The organism is Actinomadura logoneensis, from assembly GCF_003428695.1.
Taxonomy (GTDB): domain Bacteria; phylum Actinomycetota; class Actinomycetes; order Streptosporangiales; family Streptosporangiaceae; genus Spirillospora; species Spirillospora logoneensis.
This window is the reverse complement of sequence record NZ_QURH01000298.1, coordinates 1-11,329: the sequence shown is the minus strand read 5'-3', so window position 1 is coordinate 11,329 and position 11,329 is coordinate 1. Positions and strand designations below refer to the sequence as shown.

The following is an 11,329-nucleotide window of genomic DNA, read 5'->3' as shown; positions in this document are numbered from 1 at the left end:
CCCCGCCCACGCGTCCGGCCCGGCGCCCGTCCCGCCCCCGTCGGCGGCGGCGCCGACCCCGCAGCCCGGAGGCCAGTCCGGCGCCGCGACCTCCGCGCCGGTCTACCTGCTCCACGGGCTGGAGGTCCGCGGCGGCACCGACTGCGCCGCGACCTGGCGGCAGGCGACCGCCGAACTCCGCTCCGACGGGTTCCGGGGCCCGCTCATCACGTGGGGGTTCTACTCCCACGACACGCACTGCACCCGGCGCGTCAACGGCACGCCGGGAACCTCCGTCCTCGAACTGGGCCGCAGGCTCGCCTGGGACATCTACCTGCGCTACTCCCGGCACGGCGTCGCCGTCCGCGCCGTCACGCACTCGATGGGCGGGCTGGTCGTCGCGTCCGCGCTGGCGGGCGTGCGGGCCAAGCCCCACACGGCCAAGCCGTGGCCGCCCTACCTGCTGGTCACCGACGCGGTGACGCTCAGCACCCCGTTCCACGGCATCGCCGGACGGTGCTCCGCGAAGATCCGCCAGTGCCGCGACGTCAAGCCCGGCAGCGCGCTCCTGGGCTGGCTGGCCAAGCACCCGGCGCAGGGCCGCGGCGGCACCGACTGGACGCTCGTCGGCGCGACCACCGACACCCGCGTCCCCTTCAGGTCGGCGCTCGCCGCCCCCGCGAAGCACAAGGCCGTCTACCTGTCCGGGCAGGGCATCACGCACTACAACCTGCGCCACCTGGACTCCGGCCACTCGTGGCGGATCAGCTACTCCAACAACGGCGGGGCGACCTACCGGACGACGCGGCACGGCGTCTCCCCGCTCCACTACGCCGCGCTGGCCCTCACCGGCCCCGCGTTCTGACCGCGGCGCCAGGGCCCAGGATCACGAAGGGGCGAGCAGGCCGTCCAGGCGGGCGGCCTGCACCTCCCAGCGCCATTCACGCTCCACCCAGGCCCGGCCCTTGTCGCCCATCGTGCGCGCGCGGGACGGGTCGCGCAGCAGGTCCGTCAGCGCCTCCGCGACGGCCCGCACCGAGCGGCCCGGGACGACCACACCGGTCTCCCCGTCCAGAACGGCGTCGGGCGCTCCCCCGGAGTCGCCGGCGACGACCGGCAGCCCGGTCGCGGACGCCTCCAGGTACACGATCCCGAGGCCCTCGACGTCCAGCCCGCGCCGCCGCGTCCGGCAGGGCATCGCGAACACGTCCCCGGCGTCGTAGTGCGCGGGCAGGTCCTCCCAGGGGACGCTGCCGGTGAACACCACCGAGTCCGACACTCCCACGTCGTCCGCGAGGCGTTCCAGGTCCGCCCGGTACGGACCGCCGCCGACCAGCAGCAGCGCCGCGTCCGGGACGGCCCGGAGCACGTGCGGCCAGGCGTGGACCAGCGCGTCCTGGCCCTTGCGCGGCACCAGCCGCGACACGCACACCACCACCGGACGGTCCGCCAGGCCGAGCCGCGCGCGCACGGCGTCGCCGCCGCTGCCGGGGCGGAACACCGTCTCGTCCACTCCGGGCGCGAGCCGCGCCATCCGCTCCACGGCCGCCGGGGACAGCGCCCGCGCCATCCGCGACCGGGTGTACTCGCCCAGGTAGGTGAGCACGTCCACGGCGTCCCCGATGCGGCGGAGCAGGCCGCGCGCGCCCGGCAGCGACGCCCAGCCCGCCTCGTGCCCGTGCGTGACGCCGACGATCCGCCCGGCCCCGGCGCGGCGCAGCGCGGGGGCCAGCAGACCGAGCGGCGCGGACGCGCCGAACAGCACCGAGTCGCAGCCCTCGGCGCGCAGCAGGTCCACCGCACGGCGCTGGACGTCCCGTTCGGGCAGCATCAGCGACGTCGGATGCCGGACGACCGGGAACGGCTGCGCCGCGTCGAACTCCGCGGCGCCCCGCCACGCGGGCGCGTACACCACGACCGAACCGGGCGGGCGCCGGACGGTCAGCCCGTGCACGAACGCCTGGATGCCGCCCGGCCGGGGCGGGAAGTCATTGGTCACGACGAGGGTCCTGGTCATCTTCGCCAGGATCCCACGCCCCTTCCCCGCGCCCGGATCCGCCCCGGCCGGCCGGGAAGACGGCTCGACCGGGGCGCGGCTCCGGCCACGCGACGGCCGCGCTCAGCGGTCCTCGCGGTCCTTCTGCGGGCCGGGCACCACCGTCACCACGGCGGTGCAGCGCGGGTCCCGGCTGTGCGGCCGGCAGTTGGTCCGGCGCACGGACGACACGACCCGGTTCGGCAGCCGCCCGCGGTGCCGGGCGACGACCGTGTACTCGATGACCGCCGACCGCCCCGGCGCGAGCGACCCGTGCCAGCGCAGCACCGGACGCCGGTAGCTCACCTCGCCGTGGTCGGCCTCCGGCGTCCCGACGAGCCGCGCCCGCCGCAGGACCGCGGACAGGTCGTCCCGGAAGGACGCGTCCGGCAGCGGGCCGTCCCCGGTGTTCTCCACCCGGATCCGGTAGACGACGCGCTGACCAGGACGGACGTAGGTCCGGTCGGCCCACTTGGTGATCGTGAGGTGGCCGTGGGGCCCCGGCGGTGGAGGCGGAGGCGGCGGCTCCTCAGCGACCTCGACGAGCGTCGCGCAGGGCGGCCCCTGAACGTCCTCCTGGCAGTTGCCGAGACCGCGGACGGCGTTCCGCATCGTCCCGTCGCCGCCCGCGTGCGCCCGCACCGTGTAGGTGATCACGGCCTCCCGGCCCGGGTCGAGCGCACCGGTCCACTCCAGGCGCGTCCCGTCGACCACGACGTTCCCGGCCGTGGCCTCCGGCGTGCCGACCAGGTCACCGTCGTCCAGGACGCCGGACAGGTCGTCGGTGAGCCTTCCGTTCACCAGCGGGCCGGTGCCCTCGTTGCGCACGCGGATCATGTAGGTGACCTCGTCGCCCGGACGCACCCGGTCGGTCGAGGCCGTCTTGGCGACCACGGGGACGGGCACCGGGCCGGCCCCCTCGACCGGCACCGACACCTCGGACGGCCCGGAGTGGACGTCGGCTCCCGCGGCGTCCCTGCCGTCCGCGGTCGCCGCGTTGTCGAACCGGCCGCCCGCGGCGTCCGCCACCGTGATCGTGTGCGTCCCGGTGCAGGTCATGGTGGCCAACGGCTCGCCCCTGGCCTCCAGCGTGTCGCGCGGGCACCGGATGTCGGCGACCCTCGGGTCGTTCACCTTCACGTCCGTCAGCCGCCCGCCGCCGGTGTTGGTGACCACGAACTGGTACGGGACGACGTCGCCGACCCGGTAGACCGGCGGCTGCGGAGTGGTCCGGTCGACCTGCTTGACGAGGTTGAGCGCGCCCAGCGGCTCCGACGACCGCACCCTGAGCTGCCGGATCAGGTGGACGTCGGTGGCCGAGCCGGTGGACGCGGTGAACCCGAACTTGTAGGTGCGGGGCGCGTCCTCGGGCATCCTCCTGCTCAGCACCGGGACGAACCCGTTGCCGTCGTGGAAGTCCATCTCGATCGACACCGTCGGCCGGACCTCCGCCGAGACCACCACATGGACGGTGCGCCCGGCCGCCTGGGCGATGTCACCGGCGGGCTCGTGCAGGCGGCCCGGCAGGGTGCTGCCGAACAGGACGTTCCCGTCCGGATCGGTGCCGATCCGCTCGGTCGTGCCCGTGCCGCCCAGGTAGCAGTAGTAGGACTCCTCGTGGCCCGGCCCGCGCAGCGTCACGTTGTTCGGCGGACGGTCGTAGACCTGGAACTCCGCGGGCGGTCGCTGGTCCGCCGGGCACCCCGTGCCGCGTCCCTCGAAGTCGACCGCGTAGTTGCCGTAGGCGTCGAGCCCGAGCCCCAGGTAGCCGTGGTCGACGCCCGGCCGCCCGGTGCGCTGCGCGTACCCGAGGCTGCCTCCGAACGCGCCGGTCTGGTTCAGGACGCCCGCGCCGTCGGTGAGGAAGAACGCGATCCCGTCCCCGCCGCCCTGGACGCCTCCGTACTGGTACTGCTCGAAGGTGAGGTCGAGACCGCCGTTGCCGGGCAGCGGACGGTTGTACAGGACGCCGCCCGTCCGGCCTCGGCCGGCGTCGGTGAGCTGCAGGTATCCCGGTGTCCGGCCGATCTGCGGCACCGGTCCGACCTGGTGTCCCGAGCACGTGCCCGGTTCGCGCCCGCCCGGCCCGGTGGTGTCCGGGCCGGGCGGGGCCCCGGTCAGGCAGGCGTCGTTGAGCGCCAGGAACCCGGGGTCCTCGACGGCCGCGCCCGCGAAGGTCTCGTTCAGCAGTTCCGATCCGTTGCCCTGGCGCGCCCTGGCCGCCGACGCCGACGCCGCCACTGCCGACGCCGCCAGGGCGGACGGGGCGGACGCGACGGACGGCACGGTGAGCCAGGCCGCCGCGACCAGCAGCGCGGCGGACGCCCTCATCCACGATTTCATGATCGGTTTGTGCTCACCCACCGGTGAACCGGACCCCGGGACGGCGCCACGGGTCGGTCAAACGACACGTCCCCGAAGAGGCCGAACACCATCGGAACCGGCGAAAGCGACCGAGCACGGAAGCGGCGAGGCCCGCCCCCGGGGATCCGGGGACGGGCCTCGCCCGTGGCAACCTGCTGGTGTCAGTGGCCGAGCTGCTTGCCCGAACCGCTGCCGACCGCCTTCTCGTCGCCGTGTCCGTGGCCTTCGCCGTGGCCCTCGCCGTGCTCCTCGATCGGGATGTCGTCGAAGGTCATGGCGCGCTGCAGACGCGAGCGCAGGTGGCCCATCGGGCCCTTCTGGCTCGGGGCCGGGATGCCGTTGGCGTCGACGGCCGGCGCCTCCGCACGGGCCTTCTCCTTGGACAGGATCTTGATCATCTCGTCCTCGCGGGCGGGCTCGTGCCGCTCGCTGAAGCCGCCGTCCGGGGCCATCACGATGATGCCCGCCTCGACGCCGTGGCCCGCCACGGCCGCGTCCTTGCGCTGGAGGCCCAGGCAGATCCGCTTGGTGACGATGTAGGCGACCACCGGACCGATGAAGATCGCGAACCGGAAGAACCAGGTGGTCCCGAACAGGGACACGTGGAACTTGTCGGCCAGCACGTCGTTCGCGCCCGCCAGCCACAGCAGACCGTAGAAGGTCACGGCGGCCATGCCGATCGCGGTGCGGACCGGGGCGTTGCGCGGACGGTCGTTGATGTCGTGCCGGCGCTTGTCACCGGTGACCCACTGCTCGATGAACGGCCAGGCCATCGCCCCGCCGAACACGATGCCGAGCGGGACCGTCGCCGGGATCAGCACGTTCAGGCTGATGGTGTGGCCCCAGATGACCCACTCGGTGCCCTGGCCGGGCATCAGGCGCAGCGCGCCCTCCAGGACGCCCATGTACCAGTCGGGCTGGGAGCCCGACGAGATCGCGCCCGGGTCGTACGGGCCGAACAGCCAGATCGGGTTGATCTGGGCGAACGCGCCGAGCAGCGCCAGAACGCCGAACGTGAACAGGAAGTAGGCGCCCGTCTTGGCCATGAAGACCGGGTAGAACGGGTAGCCGTAGACCTGCTCGTTGCTCTGGTTCTTGGACGGCATCGCGGTGTGCTTCTGGTGCCACATGATCATCATGTGCGCGGTCACCAGACCCAGGATCACGCCCGGGATCAGCAGGATGTGGATGGCGTACAGGCGCGGGATCAGGTCGCCGTACTGGCCGGCCGGGAACTCGCCGCCGAACAGGAACATGTAGATGTACGTGCCGACCAGCGGGATCGACTCGGCCACACCCTGGGTGATCCGCAGACCGGTGCCGGAGAGCAGGTCGTCCGGCAGCGAGTAGCCGAACAGGCCCTCGAGCATGCCCAGGATGAACATGTTGATGCCGATGAGCCAGTTCAGCTCGCGCGGCTTGCGGTACGCGCCGGTGAAGAACACGCGGAGCATGTGCGCCAGGATCGACGCCATGAACAGCACCGCGGCCCAGTGGTGGATCTGCCGCATGAGCAGACCGCCGCGCACGTCGAAGCTGATGTGCAGCGCCGAGCTGTACGCCTCCGACATCTGCACACCCTTGAGCTTGGTGTACGAGCCGTTGTAGACGACCTCCTCCATGCTCGGGTGGAACCAGAGCGTGAGGAAGGTGCCCGTCAGCAGCAGGATGACGAAGGAGTACAGGGCGATCTCGCCCAGCATGAACGACCAGTGGTCCGGGAAGACCTTCTTCACGTTGCGCTGGAAGAAGTTCGTCGAGCCGAGCCGGTCGTCGAGGAAGTTCAGCGGTCCCGCGACCGCCTTCGGGGCAGTTGCGTCGCTCATCCGCGCTCCCAGAAGCTCGGACCGATCGGCTCGGGGAAGTCGTCGGTGGCGATGAGGTAACCGTCCTCCACGCCCAGCGGAAGCTGCGGCAGCGGACGGTGCGCCGGGCCGAAGACGACCTTCGCGCCGTCGGTGGCGTCGAACGTCGACTGGTGGCACGGGCACAGGATGTGGTGCGTGGTCTGCTCGTACAGCGCCGCCGGGCAGCCCACGTGCGTGCAGATCTTGGAGTACGCCACGACCCCGTTGACGTGCCAGTTCTCCCGGCCCTTGACGGGCTTGAACTGCTCGGCCGGGACGTTGATCAGGATGGTGACGGCCTTGGCGATCTCGTTGGCCGCCTCGTGCGTCTCCTCGATCCCCTCCGGCAGCACGGTGATCATGCCGCCGGGCGAGTTGAAGTCGGAGACCTTCAGCGGGGCGTTGGTGCCGTCCACCACCAGGCGGACGCCCTTCTTGCCCTCGGCCTTCGCCTTCTTGACGGCCTCGCCCCAGAAGGTGTGGCGCAGCCGCTTCTCCGGCAGCGGGCCGAGGTCGCGCAGCAGCACCAGCGGCGCCAGCCCGAGCGGCGCGGCGGCCAGCAGCAGCGTGCGGCGCAGCAGCGGACGCTTGGTGATGCCGCTGTCCTCGCCGCCGGCCAGGACGTCGGCCTCGAACGCCGCGCGCGTCTCGGCCGAGGACGCCATCTCGTGGCGCTCCTGGATGATCGGCTTGCTGGTCATCAGGCGGCGCACCCAGATGGTGACGCCGACCGCGAGGGCCAGCATCGCCAGCGCCATCGTGCCGCCGAGCCACAGGTTGCTCTCGCGCGTGCGGGTGACGCCGTGCATGCCGCCGTTGCGGCCGCTCCAGCCGATGTAGTAGGCGATGAAGGCGACGCTGGCGGCGAAGGCGAGCAGGAAGAACGCCGCCACGACGCGCTCGGCGTTCTTGGCGGACTTCTCGTCCAGCTCCTCGCCCGCACCGGCCGGGGCCGGGTACCCCTCGTCGTCGTCCTTGGCGAGCAGCGTGCGCTCGCCCACCGACGACGGAGTGCCCACGACCCGGCGGGACCCGCCGTCCTCGCGCGGCTCGTGCGAGCCCGCGGTGTCGTTGTTGTCGCTCATGAGTTCTTCAGCTTCTTCAGCTTCTTGGGCTTCTTCGCGGTGATCCACATCGCGGCCGCCACCATCAGGCCGACGCCGACCAGCCAGCCGACGAGGCCCTCGGAGACCGGGCCGATGCGGCCGAGGCCGTTGCCGCCCGCGTTGGGCTCCTCACGCGTCTGCACGAGGTAGGCGATGACGGCCTGCTTGTCCTTCGGGGTCAGCGTGCTGTCGTTGAACACCGGCATGGCCTGCGGACCGGTCAGCATGGCCTCGTACATCTGGGTGGGCGTGACGTCGCTCTTCGAGAGCTCAGGGGCGTACTTGCCGCCCGTGAGCGCGCCGCCCTGCCCGGTGAAGTTGTGGCACTGGGCGCAGTTGGTGCGGAAGAGCTTCCCGCCGAGGGCGACGTCACCCTTGGTCGGGTCCACCTGGTCGGCCGTCGGGATCGACGGTCCGCCGCCCAGCTGGGCGATGTACCCGCTCAGGTCGTGGATGTTCTTCTCGGCCTGGGCCTTCTGCTTCTCCGCGGCCTCGCGCTTCTCCGGCTCCGAGTAGTCGGTCTTGATCTCGGTGTCGAAGACGGGAATCGGCCGCTTGCGCGGCATCTGCGCGCCAGGGTTCATCGCGGGCATGCGGCCCGTGCTGACCTGGAAGTCGACGGAGGCGGCGCCCACGCCCAGCAGGCTCGGCGCGATGGGCTTGCCCTTGGCGTCCTTGGTTCCCTCGGCGTTCAGGCCGTGGCAGCTGGCGCAGTTCTGGTTGAACAGCTGCCTGCCGTTGGCGAGGTCGGCCTGGGCGTCGGCGGTCCCAGCCGCCTCGGCGCGGTCGGTCTTCGGCGAGAAGCCGGCGTAGAGGCCGGCGATCGCCGCCAGGGCCGCCAGCACGACGGCGTAGCCCGCCCACGGGCGCCGTCGCCATGCGGTGATCCTTTTCACGGAAATCCCCGTTCGGGTCTTGTCGTCGTTGGAGGTCGGACGGATCACTTCAGGTCGAGCAGGTAGATCGTCGCGAACAGGCCGATCCAGACCACGTCCACAAAGTGCCAGTAGTAGGACACGACGATCGCGCTCGTCGCCTGCTCATGGGTCCATCGCTTGGCGGCGTAGGTGCGTCCCAGCACGAAGAGGAACGCGATGAGGCCGCCGGTCACGTGCAGGCCGTGGAACCCGGTGGTCAGGTAGAAGACCGATCCGTACGCCGAGGACGACAGCGTCAGGCCGTCCTTGGTGACCAGGTTGGAGTACTCGAAGAGCTGACCCGCCACGAAGTAGGCGCCCATGAGGAACGAGAGCACGTACCACTCGCGCAGTCCCCACTGGCGGAAGTTGAGCAGGCCGCCGGTGCGTCCGACCTTGCCGGCCTCGGCCTTGAACACGCCCATCTGGCACGTCACCGAGGACAGCACCAGGACGGTCGTGTTGAACGCCGAAAGCGGCAGGTCGAGCTCGGCGCCGGGCCAGGAGTCATGACCGTGCTGGCCGATCGTCACGGAGCGGATCGTGAAGTACATCGCGAACAGAGCCGCGAAGAACATCAGCTCGGACGACAGCCAGACGATCGTCCCCACGCTGACCAAGTTGGGACGGTTCGCCCGAGCGTGAGGTGTTGTCTCTATCGCGGATGCTGTTGCCACGGGCAGCATTATTACGTCACCCGTTCGGTGACTGACGCATGACCCCCCTTCTGGAGTTCCCGAGCGTGTCACCGGCCCCGCCGCCGCCTGCCCGGTCCGTCCCCCGGAATCCCTTTCCAGCCAGGGACTTCGGCGTCCCGGAGCAGCCTCCCGGACGGGTCCGGGAAGGCCGGGGGCGGGCACCGGCCACCCGCCTCTCGTGCCCGCCCCAACGAACCGGTAGCCTTGCGTGCCATGAGCGACGCCCCGGAGGGTCCGATGAAGGTTCTCGTCTACAGCGACGACGCGAACACGCGCGAGCAGATCCGGCTCGCCATCGGACGCAGGCCCGCCGCCGACCTCCCGGCGGTGGAGTTCGTCGAGATCGCCACCCAGCCCGCCGTGGTCGCGCGGCTGGACAAGGGCGACATCGACGTCGTGGTGGTGGACGGCGAGGCGCAGCCCGCGGGCGGCCTCGGCGTGGCCCGGCAGGCCAAGGACGAGGTCTACGACTGCCCGCCGATCCTGGCGATCATCGCGCGCCGGGACGACGGCTGGCTGGCGACCTGGTCGCGCGCCGACGCCGTGGTCGGCCTGCCGCTCGACCCGATGGCGGTGGCCAAGGCCGTCGCCGACCTCATGCGCTGGCGGGCGGAGAACCGCCTTCCCGCACTGTAAGCAGCAGCTCGCCGGGGAGGCGGGGGATCTTCCGTCCCCCCGGCCCCGTCCCGGCCGGACCGGGCGGGAGCGCACCGGCCACCCCGCAGGACCCGAACCTGGGGGAACCATGGACGCCCGTACCAGCGCCCACACCGCCGCGGTGCCGCCCGGCGACGCGTCCGGCATCTCGCCGGCCGGCGCACCCGAACCCGCTCCCGCCACGTCCAGCGCCTCCGACATGCCCGGCGCCTCCGACATGCCCGGCGCGTCCGGTGTGCCCGGCACGTCTGACGTGCCCGGCGTCACTGGCGCGGTTAGCGGCGCGCCCGGAACCGCTTCCGCAGCGTCCGCCGTGTCCGGTGCCTCGGGCGCGCCCGGCGCTTCCGGTGCGTCCGGCGGCGCGTCCGGGGCGGGGGCGACGACGTGGCCGGGGCTGCTGAACGCGCTGCTGGACGGCGCGTCGCTGTCCGCCGCCGAGACGACCTGGGCGATGGACCAGATCATGTCCGGCGAGGCCACGGACGTGCAGATCGCCGGGTTCGCCGTCGCGCTGCGCGCCAAGGGCGAGACGGTCGCCGAGGTGGCCGGGCTCGCCGAGGGCATGATGGCGCACGCCACACCGATCCACGTGCCGGGCCGGTTCGCCGACCTGGTCGGCACCGGCGGCGACCGCGCCCACACCGTGAACATCTCCACGATGGCGGCGGTGGTGGCCGCCGCGGCCGGGGTGAAGGTCGTCAAGCACGGCAACCGCGCCGCTTCCTCCTCGTGCGGCTCGGCCGACCTGCTGGAACGGCTCGGCGTCGCGATCGACCTGCCCCCGGCGGCGGCCTCCCGGGTCGCCGAGGAGGTCGGGATCACCTTCTGCTTCGCGCCGCTCTACCACCCGGCGCTGCGCTACGCGGCCCGCACGCGCAGCGAATTGCGGACGCCGACCGTGTTCAACTTCCTGGGGCCGCTGACGAACCCGGCCCGTCCGACCAGCCAGGCCGTCGGCGTGTTCCACCCGCGGATGGCGCCGGTCATGGCCGGGGTGTTCGCCGCGCGCGGCTGCTCGTCCCTGGTGTTCCGGGGCGACGACGGGCTGGACGAGCTGACCACCACGGGCACCTCGACCGTCTGGGTGGTCCGGGACGGCGGCGTCACCGAGACCGTGTTCGACCCGGCCGACCTCGGCATTCCGCCCGCGCGCCCGGAGGACCTGCGGGGCGCGGACGCCGCCTACAACGCGGAGGTCGCGCGGCGCGTCCTGGCGGGCGAGTCCGGGCCGGTGCGGGACATGGTGCTGCTGAACGCGGCGGCGCTGATCGCCGCGTACGAGGGCGCTCCGGCGGCCGGGGAGCTCACCGGGGCGCTGGGGGCCGCCTTCGGGCGCGCCGCCGAGTCGGTGGACTCCGGCGCGGCGGCGGCGCTGCTGGACCGCTGGGTGGAGTCCTCGACCGCCGCCCGCTGAGGGCGCTCCCGAACCTGTCGGCACGGCCGTCCGCACTCCGGCGCGGACGGCCGTGCGCGCTCTCGTGGGCGGCGGCTGGTTTCGGGGCGGGGCGTGTTGCGCTCGGGTAACGGTTGTTCAAGTTTGGATTAGTTCGTCAGGACGCGTCGCATGATCATCTGCGAGCGAGCTCCCCCGAGTTCCCCCTACGGAGAGGATCCTGCCCGATGCCCGTCTCCAAGGTCCGGACGACCGCCTCGGCCGCCGCCGCCCTCCTGGCGCTCACGCTGGCCGCCTCCCCCGCCCGCGCCGCGTCCCCCGCCCCGTCCCCCG

Annotated in this window: 9 protein-coding genes; 3 read left to right on the top strand and 6 right to left on the bottom strand. The window is 72.6% G+C overall.

The window, feature by feature from the left end:
* A partial coding sequence (locus DZF91_RS39875) for an esterase/lipase family protein (protein WP_117358647.1) occupies positions 1–844 on the top strand: 844 nt, incomplete at its 5' end.
* A 21-nt stretch (positions 845–865) separates the two neighbouring features.
* Here the strand turns inward: DZF91_RS39875 and DZF91_RS18150 are convergent.
* From DZF91_RS18150 to ctaE, 6 genes are all read right to left on the bottom strand, one after another.
* A complete protein-coding gene (locus DZF91_RS18150) occupies positions 866–1,996 on the bottom strand; it encodes a glycosyltransferase family 4 protein (protein ID WP_117358646.1) in 1,131 nt (376 codons plus the stop codon).
* 102 nt (positions 1,997–2,098) lie between these two features.
* On the bottom strand, positions 2,099–4,357 hold the full coding sequence (locus DZF91_RS18145) for a DUF7927 domain-containing protein (RefSeq protein ID WP_147341197.1): 2,259 nt from the start codon (positions 4,355–4,357) through the stop codon (positions 2,099–2,101).
* A gap of 182 nt (positions 4,358–4,539) precedes the next feature.
* Positions 4,540–6,204 carry a cytochrome bc1 complex cytochrome b subunit gene (gene qcrB / locus DZF91_RS18140; protein ID WP_117358644.1) on the bottom strand — a complete coding sequence of 555 codons (1,665 nt, stop codon included), beginning with the start codon at positions 6,202–6,204 and terminating at the stop codon, positions 4,540–4,542.
* The gene (qcrA, locus tag DZF91_RS18135) at positions 6,201–7,310 is read right to left on the bottom strand and encodes a cytochrome bc1 complex Rieske iron-sulfur subunit (protein WP_117358643.1); all 1,110 of its coding nucleotides are present in this window, start codon (positions 7,308–7,310) and stop codon (positions 6,201–6,203) included. Before qcrA ends, qcrB begins: the two co-directional genes overlap by 4 nt.
* Positions 7,307–8,227 carry a cytochrome bc1 complex diheme cytochrome c subunit gene (gene qcrC, locus DZF91_RS18130; protein ID WP_117358649.1) on the bottom strand — a complete coding sequence of 307 codons (921 nt, stop codon included), beginning with the start codon at positions 8,225–8,227 and terminating at the stop codon, positions 7,307–7,309. Before qcrC ends, qcrA begins: the two co-directional genes overlap by 4 nt.
* Before the next feature lie 44 nt (positions 8,228–8,271).
* Entirely contained in the window at positions 8,272–8,934 is a 663-nt protein-coding gene (ctaE, locus tag DZF91_RS18125; protein WP_117358642.1) for an aa3-type cytochrome oxidase subunit III, read from the bottom strand.
* Positions 8,935–9,159: 225 nt separating this feature from the next.
* Here ctaE and DZF91_RS18120 point away from each other — a divergent pair, with 225 nt between their 5' ends.
* Both DZF91_RS18120 and trpD read left to right on the top strand, forming a co-directional pair.
* Positions 9,160–9,582 (top strand): response regulator transcription factor, encoded by a 423-nt coding sequence (locus DZF91_RS18120; RefSeq protein ID WP_117358641.1) that lies wholly within the window; start codon positions 9,160–9,162, stop codon positions 9,580–9,582.
* Between the two features lie 334 nt (positions 9,583–9,916).
* A complete protein-coding gene (gene trpD / locus DZF91_RS18115; protein WP_407920919.1) occupies positions 9,917–11,017 on the top strand; it encodes an anthranilate phosphoribosyltransferase in 1,101 nt (366 codons plus the stop codon).
* The last annotated feature ends 312 nt before the right edge of the window (positions 11,018–11,329 follow it).